The organism is Vibrio sp. SNU_ST1 (assembly GCF_030563405.1).
GTDB lineage: Bacteria > Pseudomonadota > Gammaproteobacteria > Enterobacterales > Vibrionaceae > Vibrio.
Map to the genome: position 1 here is coordinate 3,036,956 of NZ_CP130748.1, position 19,871 is coordinate 3,056,826.

15 protein-coding genes and 4 tRNA genes are annotated in these 19,871 nt (G+C 44.5%); 4 read left to right on the plus strand and 15 right to left on the minus strand.

Annotated features, from left to right (window positions below; translation table 11 throughout):
• The first annotated feature begins 30 nt into the window (after window positions 1–30).
• The gene (gene rsd, locus Q5H80_RS13495; RefSeq protein ID WP_086048568.1) at window positions 31–528 is read left to right on the plus strand and encodes a sigma D regulator; all 498 of its coding nucleotides are present in this window, start codon (window positions 31–33) and stop codon (window positions 526–528) included.
• Window positions 529–875: 347 nt separating this feature from the next.
• Here rsd and rpoC read toward each other — a convergent pair whose 3' ends face one another.
• The 13 genes from rpoC to Q5H80_RS13560 all read right to left on the minus strand — a co-directional run bounded on the left by rpoC (window position 876) and on the right by Q5H80_RS13560 (window position 14,792).
• The gene (gene rpoC / locus Q5H80_RS13500; protein ID WP_009844676.1) at window positions 876–5,078 is read right to left on the minus strand and encodes a DNA-directed RNA polymerase subunit beta'; all 4,203 of its coding nucleotides are present in this window, start codon (window positions 5,076–5,078) and stop codon (window positions 876–878) included.
• A 90-nt stretch (window positions 5,079–5,168) separates the two neighbouring features.
• Window positions 5,169–9,197 carry a DNA-directed RNA polymerase subunit beta gene (rpoB, locus tag Q5H80_RS13505; RefSeq protein WP_009844675.1) on the minus strand — a complete coding sequence of 1,343 codons (4,029 nt, stop codon included), beginning with the start codon at window positions 9,195–9,197 and terminating at the stop codon, window positions 5,169–5,171.
• Between the two features lie 234 nt (window positions 9,198–9,431).
• A complete protein-coding gene (rplL, locus tag Q5H80_RS13510) occupies window positions 9,432–9,797 on the minus strand; it encodes a 50S ribosomal protein L7/L12 (RefSeq protein WP_009844674.1) in 366 nt (121 codons plus the stop codon).
• Window positions 9,798–9,854: 57 nt separating this feature from the next.
• Window positions 9,855–10,349 (minus strand): 50S ribosomal protein L10, encoded by a 495-nt coding sequence (gene rplJ / locus Q5H80_RS13515; RefSeq protein ID WP_009844673.1) that lies wholly within the window; start codon window positions 10,347–10,349, stop codon window positions 9,855–9,857.
• Between the two features lie 242 nt (window positions 10,350–10,591).
• Entirely contained in the window at window positions 10,592–11,296 is a 705-nt protein-coding gene (gene rplA / locus Q5H80_RS13520) for a 50S ribosomal protein L1 (protein WP_012605004.1), read from the minus strand.
• A gap of 4 nt (window positions 11,297–11,300) precedes the next feature.
• Window positions 11,301–11,729 (minus strand): 50S ribosomal protein L11, encoded by a 429-nt coding sequence (gene rplK, locus Q5H80_RS13525; protein ID WP_010435555.1) that lies wholly within the window; start codon window positions 11,727–11,729, stop codon window positions 11,301–11,303.
• Window positions 11,730–11,941: 212 nt separating this feature from the next.
• Window positions 11,942–12,490: a transcription termination/antitermination protein NusG gene (nusG, locus tag Q5H80_RS13530; RefSeq protein WP_012605006.1), complete on the minus strand. Its 549-nt coding sequence runs from the start codon at window positions 12,488–12,490 to the stop codon at window positions 11,942–11,944.
• Window positions 12,491–12,503: 13 nt separating this feature from the next.
• Complete coding sequence (secE, locus tag Q5H80_RS13535) at window positions 12,504–12,881, minus strand: preprotein translocase subunit SecE (RefSeq protein WP_017096511.1); 378 nt, start codon at window positions 12,879–12,881, stop codon at window positions 12,504–12,506.
• A 223-nt stretch (window positions 12,882–13,104) separates the two neighbouring features.
• Window positions 13,105–14,289 (minus strand): elongation factor Tu, encoded by a 1,185-nt coding sequence (gene tuf, locus Q5H80_RS13540; RefSeq protein WP_012604914.1) that lies wholly within the window; start codon window positions 14,287–14,289, stop codon window positions 13,105–13,107.
• 95 nt (window positions 14,290–14,384) lie between these two features.
• Window positions 14,385–14,460: transfer RNA gene (locus Q5H80_RS13545), tRNA-Thr, on the minus strand.
• 13 nt (window positions 14,461–14,473) lie between these two features.
• Window positions 14,474–14,548: transfer RNA gene (locus Q5H80_RS13550), tRNA-Gly, on the minus strand.
• Window positions 14,549–14,587: 39 nt separating this feature from the next.
• A tRNA-Tyr gene (locus Q5H80_RS13555) sits at window positions 14,588–14,672 on the minus strand.
• 44 nt (window positions 14,673–14,716) lie between these two features.
• A tRNA-Thr gene (locus tag Q5H80_RS13560) sits at window positions 14,717–14,792 on the minus strand.
• A gap of 209 nt (window positions 14,793–15,001) precedes the next feature.
• Between Q5H80_RS13560 and coaA the strand changes: the two genes are divergently transcribed.
• Window positions 15,002–15,925 carry a type I pantothenate kinase gene (coaA, locus tag Q5H80_RS13565; protein WP_009844725.1) on the plus strand — a complete coding sequence of 308 codons (924 nt, stop codon included), beginning with the start codon at window positions 15,002–15,004 and terminating at the stop codon, window positions 15,923–15,925.
• 7 nt (window positions 15,926–15,932) lie between these two features.
• Here coaA and birA read toward each other — a convergent pair whose 3' ends face one another.
• Both birA and murB read right to left on the minus strand, forming a co-directional pair.
• Window positions 15,933–16,898: a bifunctional biotin--[acetyl-CoA-carboxylase] ligase/biotin operon repressor BirA gene (birA, locus tag Q5H80_RS13570; protein WP_304565639.1), complete on the minus strand. Its 966-nt coding sequence runs from the start codon at window positions 16,896–16,898 to the stop codon at window positions 15,933–15,935.
• Entirely contained in the window at window positions 16,895–17,941 is a 1,047-nt protein-coding gene (gene murB, locus Q5H80_RS13575) for a UDP-N-acetylmuramate dehydrogenase (RefSeq protein WP_304565641.1), read from the minus strand. The genes birA and murB overlap by 4 nt, the downstream gene beginning before the upstream one ends.
• Window positions 17,942–18,007: 66 nt before the next feature.
• On the opposite strand from murB, the gene Q5H80_RS13580 reads away from it, so the two are divergent.
• Window positions 18,008–18,439, plus strand: a complete 432-nt coding sequence (locus tag Q5H80_RS13580) for a GNAT family N-acetyltransferase (RefSeq protein WP_304565642.1) — start codon at window positions 18,008–18,010, stop codon at window positions 18,437–18,439.
• A 91-nt stretch (window positions 18,440–18,530) separates the two neighbouring features.
• Window positions 18,531–19,871: a CDP-diacylglycerol--serine O-phosphatidyltransferase gene (pssA, locus tag Q5H80_RS13585; protein ID WP_304565643.1), complete on the plus strand. Its 1,341-nt coding sequence runs from the start codon at window positions 18,531–18,533 to the stop codon at window positions 19,869–19,871.

Sequence of the window (19,871 nt, forward strand, 5' to 3'; positions counted from 1 at the left end):
ATCACAAGGTTGTGATCAGATCATGAGGACATGGTCATGCTAAATAAATTCAAACAAATACAAGAACAATGGGGTGGCTCTAATGAGGTCATCGATCATTGGCTCGAAACTCGACAGTCTCTAATCGTTGAGTATTGTAAGCTTGCCGCTCTACAGCCTTCATCGTCGAAAGCAACGGCAATCACCGAACTGCCTTCTCCAGAAGAGCTCCAAAAATTCAGCCAACATCTTGTTGATTACATCTCCGAAGGTCATTTCAAAATCTATGACATGGTGATGGACAAATGGCAGTCTACTGGCTTCAAAGCAACAGACGAAATCAACCAATCTTATGGTCATATCGTTCTTACCACAGACCCACTACTCAACTTCACCGATAAATATGCTGCCATTAAAGCAAGCGATACATTAGAAAGCTTTGATAGTGAGCTATCACTCGTTGGTGAGATTCTTGAGGCTAGGTTTGCGGTTGAAGATCAGTTAATACAACAAATTGCCGACAGCCTAGCGGTTCCACCAGGAGCGTAATGGCTTAACACCTTCTAAGCTTGCCTCTGTGCAAGCTTTTTGTTTTGTCTGTAGCGTTACCTAAAACATCCAACTCTTTTACCAGAGCTATTGGTTCGTCCCTACTCTGATGTGTTGTGATAACTAGACGTAATGCTTGTCACCAGTTTCACCCTCAAGCTCTCCCTGCAAACACCCAAAACGGCCGACGAGAAAGTACTCGCGACCAAGTCCACCAGCCAAGCAATCATACCTATCAACTTCTAAGCTATAAATCTCTCGTTAAACACCAATACATCAATACGCCAGATACAAAAAAGGCACCCGAAGGTGCCTTTTTCTTATCTCTTAGAGACTACTCGTAGAGCTTACTCTTCTGAAGAGAAACCAGCGTTTAGAAGTGCTGCTAGATTGTCAGTAGCTTGTTCAGCTGAAGGACCTTCTTGCTCTTCTTCACGTTGCTTTTGACGCTCTTGGTGGTATGCGAAACCAGTACCAGCTGGGATCAGACGACCAACAATAACGTTCTCTTTCAGACCGCGAAGGTCATCACGCTTACCAGAAACCGCAGCTTCTGTTAGTACGCGAGTCGTTTCTTGGAACGATGCAGCTGAGATGAATGACTCAGTTGCAAGAGATGCTTTAGTAATACCTAGTAGGTCACGTTCGAAACGTACTAGTTCTTTACCTTCAGCTTCTAGCTTACGGTTAGCAATCTTAACATTGTGGTACTCAACTTGTTCGCCAGGTAGGAACGGAGAGTCACCAGAATGAGTGATTGTACACTTACGTAGCATTTGACGAACGATAGTCTCGATGTGCTTATCGTTAATCTTTACGCCTTGTAAGCGGTAAACTTCTTGAACTTCGTTCGCGATGTACTGAGTCACAGCGTGGATACCACGTAGACGCAGGATATCGTGTGGAGTTTCAGGACCGTCGGCGATTACATCACCACGTTCAATCTTCTCACCTTCGAACACGTTCAATTGACGATGCTTAGGAATCATCTCTTCGTAAGCGTCACCGCCTTCACGAGTGATTACTAGACGACGCTTACCTTTCGTTTCTTTACCAAACGACACAGTACCTGTGTGCTCAGCAAGGATCGCAGGCTCTTTAGGCTTACGAGCTTCGAATAGGTCAGCTACGCGTGGTAGACCACCGGTGATATCTTTGTTTCCGCTCGATTTTTGAGGGATACGAGATAGTGTGTCACCAATGCCAACTTCAGCGCCATCTTCGATGTTTACAATCGCTTTGCCAGGTAGGAAGTAGTGAGCTGGCATATCAGTACCAGGAATCATTACGTCGTTACCTTGCTCATCAACAAGTTTGATAGCTGGACGCATATCTTTACCTGCTGCTGGGCGAGCTGCTGCGTCTGTTACTTCACTTGAAGAAAGACCCGTTAGATCGTCAGTTTGACGTGAAACTGTAATACCATCGATCATATCTACGAATTGGATACGACCTGCCACTTCAGTGATGATTGGCATGGTATGCGCTTCCCAGTTAGCTACAACTTCACCAGCAGTAACTGCTGCGTTGTCGCCTTTGGTTAGCATCGAACCGTAAGGAAGTTTGTGCTTCTCTTTAGTACGGCCGAATTCATCAATAATCGTCATCTCAGATGCACGAGAAGTGATAACCAGTTTCTTGTCTTTGTTAACTACGAACTTAGCATTGTGAAGTTTCACAGTACCAGTTGTCTTAGCTTGGATGCTGTTCTCTGCTGCTGCAGTAGATGCCGCACCACCGATGTGGAACGTACGCATCGTTAGCTGTGTACCCGGTTCACCGATAGATTGTGCAGCAATAACACCAACTGCTTCACCTTGGTTCACTAGGTGACCACGTGCTAGGTCACGACCGTAACACTGTGCACAACAACCGAAGTCTGCATCACAGGTAACAACAGAGCGCACTTTCATGCTATCTACTGAGTTGTCTTCCATGATTTGACACCACTTCTCATCAATCAGAGTATTACGTGGAATCAGTACATCTTCAGTACCAGGCTTAAGAACGTCTTCAGCTACTACACGACCTAGAGCAAGCTCAGAAAGTGCAACTTTAACGTCACCACCTTCGATGTGAGGCATCATGTCGATACCTTCGTGCGTGCCACAGTCATGTTCGTGTACTACAACGTCTTGAGCAACGTCTACTAAACGACGAGTTAGGTAACCCGAGTTAGCTGTTTTCAGTGCTGTATCCGCAAGACCCTTACGAGCACCGTGCGTTGAGATAAAGTACTGAAGGACGTTTAGACCTTCTTTAAAGTTCGCAGTGATCGGCGTTTCGATGATTGAACCATCTGGACGCGCCATCAGACCACGCATACCTGCTAGCTGACGAATCTGAGCTGCAGAACCACGTGCGCCCGAGTCGGCCATCATGTAGATGCTGTTGAACGATTCTTGCTGTTCTTCTTCGCCGTCACGGTTGATAACTGTTTCAGAAGATAGGTTATCCATCATTGCTTTCGCAACGCGGTCATTCGTAGATGCCCAGATATCGATAACTTTGTTGTAACGCTCACCCGCAGTAACAAGACCTGATTGGAATTGCTCTTGGATTTCACGAACTTCTTCTTCAGCAGATTCAATTTCATCGTATTTCGCTTGAGGAACAACCATATCGTTGATACCTACAGAAACACCAGAAAGTGCCGCGTATGCGAAACCTGCGTACATGATTTGGTCAGCAAATACTACTGTATCTTTTAGACCAAGCTTACGGTAACACTCGTTAAGAAGAGTAGAGATCTGCTTCTTACCTAACTTTTGGTTAACGATGCTGTACGGAAGTCCAGCTGGAACGATCTGCCATAGCATTGCACGACCTACAGTCGTATCTACTAGGCCAGTATTCGTTGTGCTATTGCCGTCTTCGTCTACTACTGTTTCAGTGATACGTACTTTAACGCGAGCGTGTAGCTCAGCGGTCTTAGTACGGTATGCCTTTTCAGCCTCAGCAGGGCCAGCAAGGTACATACCTTCACCTTTCACGTTGATCTTGTCACGTGTCATGTAGTAAAGACCCAATACAACGTCCTGAGAAGGTACGATGATTGGATCACCGGATGCTGGCGACAGAATGTTATTCGTCGACATCATTAGGGTACGAGCTTCAAGCTGTGCTTCTAGAGTTAGAGGCACGTGTACCGCCATTTGGTCACCATCGAAGTCGGCGTTGTATGCCGCACACACTAGTGGGTGAAGCTGAATCGCTTTACCTTCGATTAGTACTGGTTCAAACGCTTGGATACCTAGACGGTGAAGTGTAGGTGCACGGTTAAGCAGTACTGGGTGTTCGCGGATCACTTCGTCTAGGATATCCCAAACGATCGCTTCTTCGCGCTCTACCATTTTCTTAGCAGCTTTGATTGTCGTAGCCATGCCACGAGTTTCTAGCTTGCTGTAGATGAACGGCTTAAATAGCTCAAGTGCCATCTTCTTAGGAAGACCACACTGATGTAGACGAAGGTATGGACCAACTGTGATTACAGAACGGCCAGAGTAGTCTACACGTTTACCTAGAAGGTTCTGACGGAAACGACCTTGTTTACCCTTGATCATATCAGCAAGAGATTTCAGAGGACGTTTGTTAGAACCCGTGATCGCACGACCGCGACGACCGTTATCTAGAAGGGCATCAACAGACTCTTGCAGCATACGTTTTTCGTTACGTACGATGATGTCTGGAGCCGCTAGCTCTAGAAGACGCTTCAAACGGTTGTTACGGTTGATCACACGACGGTAAAGGTCGTTCAGATCAGATGTCGCAAAACGACCGCCATCTAGTGGTACTAGAGGACGAAGATCTGGCGGTAGCACTGGAAGTACAGTTAGGATCATCCACTCAGGCTTGTTGCCTGACGAAATGAACGCTTCAACTAGCTTCAAACGCTTAGTAACTTTCTTACGCTTAGTTTCAGAGTTAGTTGTTTCCAACTCTTCGCGCATTTCTTCCACTTCTTGATGAAGGTCCATTGTTGAAAGCAGATCTTTGATCGCTTCAGCACCCATCTTAGCAGTGAATTCGTCACCCCACTCTTCTAGACGATCCAGATACTCTTCTTCAGTAAGCATCTGAGATTTTTCTAGATCAGTCATACCCGGTTCAGTTACTACGTACATTTCGAAGTAAAGAACACGTTCGATATCACGCAGAGGGATATCCATTAGTAGACCGATACGAGACGGTAGTGATTTTAGGAACCAGATGTGAGCAACTGGTGAAGCAAGCTCGATGTGGCCCATACGGTCACGACGAACTTTAGTTTGTGTAACTTCAACGCCACACTTCTCACAGATAACACCACGGTGCTTCAGGCGCTTGTATTTGCCACAAAGACATTCGTAGTCTTTAACTGGACCAAAAATACGTGCACAGAACAGACCATCACGTTCAGGTTTGAACGTACGATAGTTAATTGTTTCTGGCTTTTTAACTTCACCAAAAGACCACGAACGGATCGTGTCTGGTGAAGATAGACCGATTTTGATTGCATCAAATTCTTCGGTCTTATGCTGTGCTTTTAGAAAGTTTAATAAGTCTTTCACGTTCAGCTCCTGTAAGGAGTTAAAGGAGCTCACCGACTAAAGTGAGCCCCCTTTACCAAGTAATCCAATCTTCTCTATAAAAAAGAGGGATTACTCTTCGTCTTCTAGCTCGATGTTGATACCTAACGAGCGAATCTCTTTCAACAGTACGTTGAACGACTCTGGCATGCCAGGTTCCATGCTATGGTTACCATCTACGATGTTCTTGTACATCTTAGTACGGCCGTTAACGTCATCCGACTTAACTGTTAGCATTTCTTGTAGAGTATATGCAGCACCGTATGCTTCTAGTGCCCATACTTCCATCTCACCGAAACGCTGACCACCGAACTGAGCTTTACCACCAAGTGGTTGCTGAGTTACTAGGCTGTAAGAACCAGTTGAACGAGCATGCATCTTGTCATCAACCAAGTGGTTCAGTTTCAGCATGTACATGTAACCAACAGTTACAGGACGCTCAAACGAATCACCAGTACGACCATCAAACAGTTTAAGCTGACCAGATTCTGGCAGATCACCCAGTTTAAGTAGTTCTTTGATTAGAGACTCAGAAGCACCGTCGAACACAGGTGTAGCAATCGGTAGACCGCCACGTAGGTTCTTGATCAGTGTACGAACTTGATCATCAGACAGTTCAGCAATATCAACTTTCTGACGAGTATCACCAAGATCGTAAACCTTCTGTAGGAACTCACGGAACTTATGCAGTTCTTGTTGTTCCTTAACCATTTGGTTGATCTTGTCACCGATACCTTTCGCAGCCAAACCTAAGTGAACTTCTAGGATCTGACCGATGTTCATACGCGATGGTACACCCAGCGGGTTAAGTACGATGTCTACAGGCTGACCTTTCTCATCGTATGGCATGTCTTCAACAGGGTTAATCTTAGAGATTACACCTTTGTTACCGTGACGACCGGCCATCTTATCACCTGGCTGGATACGACGTTTAACCGCTAGGTAAACTTTAACAATCTTAAGAACGCCAGGCGCTAGATCATCACCTTGAGTGATTTTACGACGCTTAGTTTCAAACTTCTTATCGAAGTCTGCTTTTAGCTCATCCCACTGCTCAGCAAGTTGCTCAAGCTGTGTTTGTAGCGCATCGTCTTCTAGAACTTGCTCTAGCCATTGCTTACGACCGATAGTATCAAGCTTAGCTTCAGAGTAACCACCAGACAGAAGTACAGCTTTAACACGGTTAAGAAGGCCACCCTCAAGAATTTGGAACTCTTCAGTTAGATCTTTCTTAGCTTCTTTAAGCTGCATCTGTTCGATTTCAAGTGCACGTTTGTCTTTCTCTACGCCATCGCGAGTGAAGACTTGTACATCGATGATAGTACCCGAAACAGAGTTTGGTACACGTAGAGAAGTATCTTTAACATCAGATGCTTTCTCACCGAAGATAGCACGTAGTAGCTTCTCTTCAGGAGTCAGTTGAGTTTCACCTTTAGGGGTTACTTTACCAACTAGGATGTCGCCACCCTTAACTTCAGCACCAATGTAAACGATACCTGACTCGTCTAGTTTAGACAGAGCAGACTCACCTACGTTTGGAATATCAGCTGTGATCTCTTCAGAACCCAGCTTAGTATCACGAGCCACACAAGATAGTTCTTGAATGTGGATTGTCGTGAAACGGTCTTCTTGAACTACGCGCTCAGATACTAAGATCGAGTCTTCGAAGTTGTAACCGTTCCAAGGCATGAATGCGATACGCATGTTTTGGCCAAGAGCAAGTTCACCAAGGTCTGTTGAAGGACCGTCAGCAAGAACATCGCCGCGTGCAACTGGTTCACCAGGAAGTACAGTTGGACGTTGGTTAATACATGTGTTTTGGTTCGAACGCGTGTACTTAGTCAGGTTGTAGATATCAATACCAGCTTCGCCAGGTACCAATTCATCTTCGTTAACCTTAACTACGATACGAGAAGCGTCAACAGACTGAACTTGACCACCACGTTTAGCAACCGCTGTAACACCAGAGTCAACTGCAATGTTACGTTCGATACCCGTACCTACTAGAGGCTTATCAGCTCTCAGTGTTGGTACAGCTTGACGTTGCATGTTGGCACCCATCAATGCACGGTTCGCATCATCGTGTTCTAGGAACGGGATAAGCGAAGCAGCGATAGATACTACTTGGTTTGTCGCAACGTCCATGTAGTCAACGTGATCGCGTGGGTGAAGACCAGATTCACCTTTTTGACGAGCTGTGATTAGCTCATCTGCAAACGTACCTTCTTCAGTAAGAATGGTGTTTGCTTGCGCAATTACGAATTGACCTTCCTGGATTGCAGACAGGTAATCAACTTCTTCTGTTACTACACCATCTACTACACGACGGTACGGAGTTTCTAGGAAACCGTAATCGTTACAACGTGCAAATGCAGATAGCGAGTTAATTAGACCGATGTTTGGACCTTCAGGCGTTTCGATCGGACATAGACGACCGTAGTGAGTTACGTGAACGTCACGTACTTCGAAGCCTGCGCGCTCACGAGTAAGACCACCAGGACCTAAAGCAGAGATACGACGCTTGTGCGTAACTTCTGACAATGGGTTGTTTTGGTCCATAAACTGTGAAAGCTGTGAAGAACCAAAGAATTCTTTAACTGCAGCAGAGATCGGCTTAGCGTTGATAAGGTCTTGAGGCATGATTGCATCAAGGTCACCAAGGCTTAGACGTTCTTTAACGGCACGTTCTACACGAACTAGACCAACACGGAATTGGTTTTCTGCCATTTCACCTACAGAACGGATACGACGGTTGCCAAGGTGGTCGATATCGTCCACTTCACCAATGCCGTTACGGATACCAATCAGTTTCTTCATCACTTCGATGATGTCTGATTCATCCAGAGTACCGCGCTCTTCTTCTTCTTCACGCTCGATAGAGCTGTTGAATTTCATACGGCCTACAGTTGATAGGTCGTAACGATCTTCAGAGAAGAATAGGCTTTCGAACAATGATTCTGCAGCTTCTTTCGTTGGTGGCTCGCCAGGACGCATCATGCGGTAGATTTCTACCAATGCAGAGATGCGATCTACTGTGCTATCCGCACGTAGAGTGTCTGACATGAATGGACCATGGTCTAGGTCATTCGTGAACAGCACTTCTAGAGTCTTGTGACCTGCTTGAGACAGGTTAGCAAGTGCTTCTAGGCTAATCTCTTGGTTTGCGCCAACGATGATCTCGCCAGTTGCTTCGTTGATGTAATCTTTCGCAGCAATCTTTTCAACGATGTACTCTACTGGTACTTCGATGTGCTCAACGCCATCTTTTTCAAGTTGACGGATATGGCGAGCAGTTACACGACGACCAGTCTCAACGTAAGTTTTGCCGTTTGCTTCGATGTCGAATGACGCAGTTTCACCACGTAGACGATCAGGAACCAACTCCATAAGTAGAGTTTGGTCTTTCACTTCGAAGTTCACTTTGTCGAAGAACAGATCTAGGATCTCTTCAGTCGATTTACCAAGTGCACGAAGGATAATCGATGCTGGTAGCTTACGACGACGGTCGATACGTACGAATAAGTTATCCTTAGGATCGAACTCAAAGTCTAACCATGAGCCACGGTAAGGAATTACACGTGCGTTATAAAGAACTTTACCTGATGAGTGGGTCTTACCCTTATCACTGTCGAAGAACACGCCTGGGCTTCGGTGCAGCTGGGATACGATAACCCTCTCGGTACCATTAATTACGAAAGTACCATTGTCTGTCATAAGCGGAATTTCGCCCATGTAGACTTCTTGTTCTTTAATGTCTTTTACAGTACCTGCTGGTGCATCTCGATCAAAGATAACTAGACGTAGTTTTACGCGTAGTGGCTTTGAGTAAGTAACACCGCGGATTTGACATTCTTTAACGTCAAAAACTGGCTCACCAAGACGGTAGCTAACGTATTGCAGCTCAGAATTGCCGTTGTAGCTCTGAATTGGAAATACAGAACGGAAAGCAGCTTCAAGACCGTATTGACCTTCAGGATCCTGTTCGATGAATTTGTCGAAAGAATCAAGCTGGATCGATAACAGGTATGGAATGTCCAAAACTTGTGGACGAGTACCAAAATCCTTACGGATGCGCTTTTTCTCGGTATAAGAGTAAACCATGGGGTTCCTCAGCTCGCTGATAAGTGACCCAAACCACCCAAAACACTCTTCAGAGGGGGCGGTGACAAACAGCTGTTTACTGTAGTGAACAATCATTTCGAAAAAATGACTGTTTTTTTGCTTGGATTATGACGGTTAAACAGCGGAAATTTCGTCATAGCCCTACAGCGCAAAAAGGCCGGTGGTTAATAAACCACCAGCCATTAGCCTTGCGGCTAAGAAATTAAGTAATAATTACTTAACTTCAACAGAAGCGCCAGCTTCTTCTAGCTGTGCTTTAAGAGCTTCAGCTTCAGCTTTGTCAACGCCTTCTTTAAGCGCTGCAGGAGCTGAGTCTACAAGACCTTTAGCTTCTTTAAGACCTAGGCCAGTTGCGCCACGTACAGCTTTGATAACTTGTACTTTGTTAGCGCCAGCAGCAGTTAGGATTACGTCGAATTCAGTTTGCTCAGCAGCAGCTTCAGCAGAAGCACCACCAGCTACAACTGCAGCAGCAGCAGTAACACCGAATTTCTCTTCCATAGCTTCGATAAGCTCAACAACTTGCATTACAGACATTTCTGCAACTGCGTCTAGGATTTGCTCGTTAGTAATAGACATAACAATTCTCTTTTAAGTCAACAATAAGTTTAAATAGCAACCAGTGAAAAGCAAGGCTTAAGCCGCAGCTTCTTCTTTTTGGTCGCGAACAGCAGCGATAGTACGAACCAGCTTGCCAGCAGAAGCTTCTTTCATGCACATCATTAGGCGTGCGATAGCTTCGTCGTAAGTTGGTAGTGTCGCTAGTACTTCAGCATCAGTAACTGCGCCTTCAAATGCAGCAGCTTTGATCTCGAAATCTTTATTCTCTTTAGCGAAGTCTTTGAAAAGACGCGCTGCAGCACCTGGGTGCTCATTAGAGAATGCGATCAGAGTTGGACCAGTGAAAGTGTCAGTTAGACACTCGTAGTCTGTACCCTGAATCGCACGGCGTGCTAGTGTGTTACGAACAACTCTCATGTAAACACCCGCTTCGCGAGCTTGTTTACGTAGAGAAGTCATTGCGCCAACAGTAACGCCACGAGAATCAGCTACAACTGCAGAAAGTGCACCACTGGCAGCTTCGTTGACTTCAGCAACAATTGCTTTTTTGTCTTGAAGATTTAAAGCCATTTGGATTAACCTCTGGTTGTGATTACAGCACTCATACAAAATGTAATGAGCGTTTACGATGTTATTTAAAAATGAATAAATTCACTTCAAACCACAACATCGCCTACGTAGGTTTTATTAAGCCATATCTCCGAAGAGTACAGCGCCTACGGTCTTGGGACGGATGACCTGAATTGCTTCAAAAATCACCCAACCACAAATATTAGGCGCAGAAGTATACACTAAATCTGCGCCGAAGCAAATTAGTTTGCTTGAGTGTCAAGACTAGCTTGATCAACAGTAACACCAGCACCCATCGTAGTAGAGATGCTTACTTTCTTCAGGAAAGTACCTTTCGCTGAAGAAGGCTTAGCTTTCTTAAGAGCAACTAGAAGTGCTTCTAGGTTCTCTTGAAGCTGGTTAGCTTCGAAAGATGCTTTGCCGATAGTAGTGTGGATGATACCGTTCTTGTCGTTACGGTAACGAACCTGACCAGCTTTAGCGTTCTTAACCGCTTCAGCAACGTTAGGAGTTACAGTACCAACTTTAGGGTTTGGCATAAGGCCGCGTGGACCTAGGATTGTACCTAGTTGACCAACAACACGCATTGCATCAGGAGAAGCAACAACAACGTCGAAGTTCATTTCGCCTTTTTTCACTTGCTCAGCAAGATCTTCCATACCAACGATATCTGCGCCAGCTGCTTTAGCTGCTTCTGCGTTTGCACCTTGAGTGAACACAGCAACGCGGATGTCACGGCCAGTACCGTGAGGTAGCACAGTTGCGCCACGTACGTTTTGGTCAGATTTACGAGCATCGATGCCTAGGTTAACAGCAACATCTACAGACTCAACGAATTTAGCTGTAGCTAGTTCTTTAAGAAGAGCAACAGCTTCGTTGATTTCGTATTCTTTAGTTACTTCAACTTTGTCGCGGATTACGCGCATACGCTTAGTAAGTTTTGCCATGATCTTATCCCTCTACCACTAGGCCCATTGAACGAGCAGTACCAGCAATAGAACGCTTCATTGCTTCGATGTCAGCACCAGTCATATCAGCAGCTTTAGTTTCTGCGATTTCCTGAACTTGAGCGTCAGTTACAGTACCAACTTTCTCAGTGTTTGGACGACCTGAACCAGACTTAACGCCAGCAGCTTTCTTAAGAAGAACAGCAGCAGGTGGAGTCTTAGTTACGAACGTGAAAGAACGGTCGTTGTAAACAGTAATTACTACTGGAGTAGGTAGACCTTTCTCAACAGATTCTGTTTTTGCGTTGAACGCTTTACAGAATTCCATGATGTTCACGCCGTGTTGACCTAGAGCAGGACCAACCGGTGGACTTGGGTTTGCCATACCAGCTGCAACTTGCAGTTTGATATAAGCTTCAACTTTCTTAGCCATGATATTTCCTAATTTTTGGGTACATGCGCTAGCCGTAAGGCAAGCTCCCCTTAATTTCAATTAACTCTTTCTTACTTCGATAGAAGTAAAAAGGCGCGAAATTATAATCATAATTCGCGCCTTTAACAACCCTAAAAAGGTGGTTTTTTATACTCTTTTATTTTGAACAACTTATGAAGTATTTATCCACAGCTTGTTCAAAAGTTAGAGTTTTAGTCCAGCTTTTCAACTTGACCAAATTCAAGCTCAACCGGTGTTGCACGACCAAAGATCGATACAGATACCTTAATGCGGCTTTTCTCGTAATCTACTTCTTCAACTGTACCGTTGAAATCAGCAAACGGACCATCATTCACACGAACCACTTCACCCGCTTCGAACATTGTCTTAGGACGTGGAGACTCGCTCGCTTTCTCTAGACGGTTCAAGATAGCATCAGCTTCTTTGTCAGTGATTGGTGCAGGACGATCAGAGGTACCACCAATGAAGCCCATAACACGAGGAATGCTGCGTACTAAGTGCCATGATTCATCATTCATGATCATTTGCACTAATACGTAGCCAGGGAAGAACTTACGTTCGCTTTTACGGCGTTGACCTGCACGCATTTCCACTACTTCTTCAGTAGGTACTAAAACGTCACCAAAGAATTCTTCCATGTCGTGCATTTTAATATGTTCGCGTAACGATTGAGATACACGGCCTTCATAGCCAGAAAAGGCTTGAACTACATACCAACGTTTTTTTGGAGCTTCACTCATGAATCAGAACCCTCTACACTCCAGTTGCTAGAGAAACTAAACGGACCATAATGCCGTCAATTCCCCAAAGCACTAGAGACATAACAATACATACAGCTAAAACGATCAATGTAGTTTGCATAGTTTCTTGGCGAGTAGGCCAAACAACTTTACGAATCTCCATACGAGATTCTTTTGCAAAATCGATCGCAGCTTTACCTTTAGTTGTTGTTGCTGCAACGCCTAGTGCGGCAGCAATCAGCACAACTACACCTGCAGCGCGAATTACAACAGACAATTCACCATACAGGTAATTACCCACAACAGCAGCAGCCAACAGTACAAAAGCGACTACCCACTTCATTGTATCTGCTGCACCTGAGCTATCAGGAGTTTCAGCGTTTGCTTTCATAAAACCAACCTGTGATAAGTCTTAAATATAGACGACAATAACCCCGCTGTTGCAGGGCACATTCCTTTGCGTTGCAAAACAACACATCTAACAGTCATTTTAGTTAAAAAGACCGTTTAATTCTTTGCTAAGAGTTAAAATTGATGTCAAAACACCCAACTCTTTTTTCAGCGCAGAAAAAGGGCATCAAATGATGCCCTTTTTACTAGTGGTTCGTCAAATCTTATGCAAAGATTTTAGCTACAACACCAGCACCAACTGTACGGCCACCTTCGCGGATTGCGAAACGTAGACCTTCGTCCATTGCGATTGGAGCGATTAGCTCAACAGTCATTTGAACGTTGTCACCTGGCATTACCATTTCTACGCCTTCAGGTAGAGTGATATCGCCTGTTACGTCAGTTGTACGGAAGTAGAACTGTGGACGGTAACCCTTGAAGAAAGGAGTGTGACGGCCGCCTTCGTCTTTAGAAAGTACGTATACTTCAGACTCAAACTTAGTGTGTGGGTTGATTGAACCTTTAGCAGAAAGTACTTGGCCACGTTCAACGTCATCACGCTTAGTACCACGTAGAAGTGCACCAACGTTCTCACCTGCACGACCTTCGTCAAGCAGTTTACGGAACATTTCAACACCAGTACAAGTAGTAAGAGTAGTCTCTTTGATACCAACGATTTCTACTTCGTCACCTACACGTAGGATACCGCGCTCGATACGACCAGTAACTACAGTACCACGACCTTGGATTGAGAATACATCTTCAATAGGAAGTAGGAACGGTAGATCAACAGCACGCTCTGGAAGTGGAATGTAAGAATCTAGTGCTTCTGCAAGCTCAACGATCTTGTCTTCCCACTGCTTTTCGCCGTTTAGAGCGCCAAGTGCAGAACCTTGAATTACTGGAAGGTCGTCTCCTGGGTACTCGTACTCAGAAAGAAGTTCACGAACTTCCATTTCTACTAGCTCAAGTAGCTCTTCGTCATCAACCATGTCACATTTGTTCATGAATACGATGATGTAAGGGATACCAACTTGACGACCAAGTAGAATGTGCTCACGAGTTTGTGGCATAGGGCCATCTGTAGCAGCAACAACTAGGATACCGCCGTCCATTTGAGCAGCACCAGTGATCATGTTTTTAACATAATCGGCGTGTCCAGGACAGTCTACGTGTGCGTAGTGACGTTCAGGAGTATCGTACTCAACGTGAGAAGTTGCGATTGTGATACCGCGCTCGCGCTCTTCTGGAGCGTTATCGATAGATGCGAAATCTTTAGCAACACCACCGTACACTTTTGCAAGTGTAGTACAGATAGCAGCAGTTAGAGTTGTTTTACCGTGGTCAACGTGGCCGATAGTACCAACGTTTACGTGCGGTTTCGTACGTTCAAATTTTTCTTTAGACATGGGGTGCCCCTCTAGGTACGGATTAGGTGGCTTAAAATAAGACCACGCAACCAAAAAAAATGTTTTTCTTTATTAAAGGAGAAGAAGCTTTTGACTGGTGCTAATACCCAGAGTCGAACTGGGGACCTCACCCTTACCAAGGGTGCGCTCTACCGACTGAGCTATATCAGCACACAAAATGAGTTGGAGCGTGCAGCGGGAATCGAACCCGCATCATCAGCTTGGAAGGCTGAGGTAATAGCCATTATACGATGCACGCAACACGTAACTCTGTTTGAGCTATTTAACCTTTAGAATATGGTGGAGGGAGACGGATTCGAACCATCGAAGGCAGTGCCGGCAGATTTACAGTCTGCTCCCTTTGGCCACTCGGGAACCCCTCCAAATTTTGAGCTTTCTCTCGCTTACCTTAAAGAAAGGGAGAAAGTGGTGCCGACTACCGGAATCGAACTGGTGACCTACTGATTACAAGTCAGTTGCTCTACCTACTGAGCTAAGTCGGCACAAGTGGGGCGCATTTTATTGAATGATTTTCCACCTTGCAATAGTAAATTGAAAAAAAGTGAAAAATTCTCCTATCAAATTCCTATATACAGCTATTTAGCTCAAGGTTTCTGCCTTTAGCCCACATCTAGTACAGGAAGATATTTTATTTATCTATCGCTTGATGTATTTTCCATGCACTTGTTTTGTTATCCACTATAGAGTTTATATGAGCCCATTTATGTCATTTGACCGCGAACGTTGGTCTGAGCTAAGGAATTTAGTTCCGATGACACTTTCTGAGAGCGACTTAAAAGAGCTTCAAGGCATCAATGAAAAGCTCACAATGGAGGAAGCCGTTGAGATCTACCTGCCGCTCTCTCGCCTATTAAATCTCTATGTGGCAGCCAGACAGAATAGAAACTCAGTACTCCATCAATTCCTGGATAAAAACGAGAAAGCACCACCTTTTATCATCGGTATTGCTGGAAGTGTCGCTGTGGGCAAAAGTACAACTGCACGACTGCTTAAAGCCCTACTTTCTCGCTGGGAGAACCACCCAAAAGTTGAGCTAGTGACAACCGATGGCTTCTTATACCCAAATGAGGTGTTAGAAGAGAAAGGATTGATGAGTAAAAAGGGCTTTCCGGAGTCTTACGATATTAAGCGTTTAGTGAACTTTGTTTCGGATGTAAAAGCATGCAAGAGAAATGTCACAGCACCCGTGTACTCGCATCTTACGTACAACATTACTGATGACGTTAAGTGCGTCGACCTACCAGATGTGCTTATTATTGAAGGACTTAATGTATTACAAACAGGCATGAACGATCCACACGAGCCACATCGCGTGTTTATTTCAGACTTCCTTGATTTCTCACTCTATGTTGACGCTGATAGCCAACAAATCAAAGAGTGGTACGTCAATCGCTTTATGAAATTCCGCGATGGCGCGTTTACCAAACCAGGCTCTTACTTTAGTCATTACACGAAATTATCGAACCAAGCGGCATTGGATAAAGCGGAAGGTATCTGGAGTTCAATTAATGGCTTGAACCTAGAACAAAATATCCTTCCTACACGAGAAAGGGCTCACTTGATTCTACGTAAAGGCGCAGATCATATGGTTGAAGAAGTGTTACTAAGAAAATAGTAACACTTTAATCACTTTTTCTTAGCGAGATCTCTCCGCCGATATAGCTCTCGATACCATTCTCAGTTTTGAGTAATACAGCACCTTGTTCATCGATGCCTTGAACAACACCTTCAATTTCTCTAGGTCCAATGATCAACCTAACATTGCGACCTAAGAAGTTATCTAAGCGATTCCAACGCTCTACAAAATTCGACATCCCTTTCAACTCATAATCAACAAGAGACTTGTCCCAGGCATTGATCAGAGCCTGTGCTAACTGGTTACGATCGGGCACCTTCCCACCACACACTTCTTTAAGAGAAGTCCACGGTTGGCCAATACCTGATGTTGCTGGATCCATGGATAAGTTTAGCCCTAAACCAATCACAATATGAGCAGCGCCACCGGACTGTCCTGACAGCTCTACCAAGATACCTGCAAGCTTCTTGTCATTGTGGTAAAGGTCGTTCGGCCATTTGAGCTTTATACCTTCTACGCCCATCTCTTCCAAAGCTTCAACAACAGCAACACCAACCACAAGGCTCAAGCCCATCGCGGCAGCCATCCCTGCGTCGAGTCTCCAATACATTGAAAGATAGAGGTTTGCACCGAATGGCGATACCCACTCTCGTCCACGGCGTCCACGTCCCGCAGCTTGATATTCAGCAATACAGACAGAACCCGATTCGAGGATGTTAGTACGCTCTAATAGGTGTTGGTTTGTTGAACCTATGATTGGAATGAGTTCAAGAGAAGCATCACGACTAACAACAGACAATTTGTCTTCGTTAAGCATATCTAAACGGCTAGCTAGCTTATAGCCCTTGCCTTGTACTCGGTAGATATCTAAACCCCACTCTTGAATACCTTTAATGTGCTTGCTGATAGCCGCTCGTGATACACCAATCATTTCACCTAGATCTTCACCTGAATGAAACTCACCGTCAGCAAGACATCTCAATAGTGCAAGCTTGGTACTGTGTTCTCTCATGCCAATGACTCCAAAGCCTTGTCTAGGTTTGTCTCGCAGTCTCGTCCCATAAAACGCACTTCATGTTCCAATCGAATATCGAATTTATTCAAGACAGACTGACGCACTCGCTCTGCAAGCTTAAGGATATCCACAGCAGAAGCCTCATCATAATTGATGATAACTAATGCTTGTTTTGGGTGAACTTGAGCACCGCCTTCGGTCACGCCTTTGAACTGGCATTGATCAATCAGCCAGCCTGCAGCGGCTTTGATCATGTCATTGCTCTCATATCCGACAATATTGGGATATAGAGCTAACAAGCGATCAAAATGATCTTTGGTGATCACAGGATTCTTGAAGAAGCTGCCCGCATTGCCTTGGAACCTAGGGTCTGGCAACTTACTTGAACGGATAGCGCATACTTCATCAAATATAGTACGAGGAGACAGAGTATCGGCCGGTAGGCTTTTTAACGGACCATAGTGATTACATGGCTTCCACTCTTTCGGCAACGTTAAACCAATCGCAACTACAATCGCTTTATCGTAGAGAGCGTGCTTGAAAATAGAATCTCGGTAACCAAAGAGACACTCTTCTTTGCTCAATCGCTTAACTGTATAACTATCCAGACACAGAATATCGACATACTCGCATACGTCTTGCAGCTCAACGCCGTACGCACCAATATTCTGAATCGGAGCAGAACCTGAACAGCCGGGTATCATTGCTAGGTTTTCTAGACCACCAAGCCCTTTATCCACACTCCATTCAACTAAGTCTGGCCAATCTTCCCCCCCACTAACATGCAGTAGGTGATGACTGTCCGTCTCGGTCAACTCAATCCCGGTTAATTTATTCACAATGACTAGGCCAGCGAAGTGCTCAGTAAAAAGCATATTACTGCCCTTACCCAGTATTAACTTAGGTAAAGCTGACCATTTGGGGTCTCTGTAAACGGAAATTAATTCTTCGATAGTGGTTACTTCAACCAACGCATCACACGTCTGATCGATGGAAAAAGTATGAACATTTTTTAAACTAGCATTGAGATGGAATTGCATGGCGATATTCAATTAACTTACACTGCAGTCATTCTACAGCAGATAAACCAATGGCGCAGTGACTGAATGAACAATGTCATCATTACCCAATTAGACCCAGTAAAAGTTCCCTTAGTTAAACGTTTCTATAAAGAACATTACCCAACGGGAAAAGTGAATAAAAGTGAACTGATCTATTCGTTATTACTGGATAACGAGCTGTGCGGTGTCGTGCGTTTTCGTACAATAGAAAATAATCGCTTACTTACTGGAATAGCGATATCAAAACAACATCGCGGCAAGCAATTAGGCTCCCAGCTTATGGATTATTGTGCGCAACATACACTTACGGAAGACGATTACTGCTTTGCGTACGCTCATCTCACCAATTTTTACGCGCGACACAAATTCGTACAAGTTGAGCCTAAAGATCTGCCAAATGGTTTAAGAGTTTTATACGAGCGCTATTCGAATAGCGGAAAAGATCTCATTCCTATGCATTATCAGCAAAATTGTTAGAGAATGCCTCGATTATCTAGTATTTGATGCTATCCCTTTGGTAAAATTAGAGGTTCGCAATTTTGCATATTTTTAAGGTAAAACAGTCAATATGATTGCCAGTAGGAATCCATTCATACAGTTGCCAACCATAGCGCAGAATCCTGACAAGTTTGAAGTACTACTATCAGCGCAAGAGTTTAGAGCTCGCTTACTTGATGAGATATCTCGCGCAACAACTCGTATTAGTTTAGTCGCTTTGTACCTTGAAGATGATGAGGCTGGCCGTGAGATCCTAACTGCCTTATATGAAGCAAAGCAAAATAATCCAGAATTAGATGTGAGTGTGTGTGTCGATTGGCACAGAGCTCAACGTGGATTGATTGGCGCGGAGTCTTCTGAAGGCAATGCAGCCATGTATAAAGAGTTCGAAGAGAAATACCAGCACTCTGTACCTGTTTATGGCATTCCTGTTCGCGGTAAAGAGGTCTTTGGCGTACTGCATTTAAAAGGCTTCATCGTCGATGACAACGTGATATACAGTGGTGCAAGCCTTAACAATATCTATCTGAATTACCATGACCGCTATCGCTTCGACCGCTACCACGTTTTAAACAACGCAATGCTTGCTGATTCGATGTTTACCTACGTACACGAGCAGATGGTCGCGGACAGCGCTGTATATAACTTGGCTGATAAAAACAAGCCAATTACTAAAGATCTAAAACCTGCAATTCGTCAGTTCCGAGCATCGTTAGCAAGATCTCAATATCAATTCGATGGTCAAGAGGTTTCTCCCGAACAAGTCGCTGTGACACCATTGGTAGGTATCGGCAAGAGACGTAACCGTCTGAATCAGGGAATCAATCAACTTGTCGCTCAGGCTAAAGACGAGATCTTCATTTGTACGCCTTACTTCAACTTCCCACCTAGCCTAGCTAAAGAAGTGAAGAAAGCGCTTAAACGTGGCGTAAAGGTCAGCATTGTTGTAGGTGATAAGACAGCAAATGATTTCTTTATCTCTCCAGAAGAAGAATTTAAAACGATTGGTGGTCTGCCATACCTATACGAATTGAACCTGCGTCGTTTTGCTAAAGCTAATGAAGCTCATATTGCTGGTCGTAATCTTTCGATTCGACTTTGGCAACACGATTCAAATAGCTTCCACCTAAAGGGAATTTGGGTCGACAAGCGCTACATGCTTCTTACAGGTAATAACTTAAACCCTCGCGCGTGGAAACTTGATCTTGAGAACGGTATCTTTATCCAAGATAACTACCATCACCTAACAGATAAGTTCCAAGCTGAAGTAGATAATATCCTTCAACACACTCAACTTATTTGTACTTATAAGCAATTGGACAAGGTAGAGAGCTACCCGATGGAAGTTCAAAAGTTGATTCGTAAAATCACTCGTGTGAAAGCAGATAGAGTGCTGAAGCAAATACTGTAG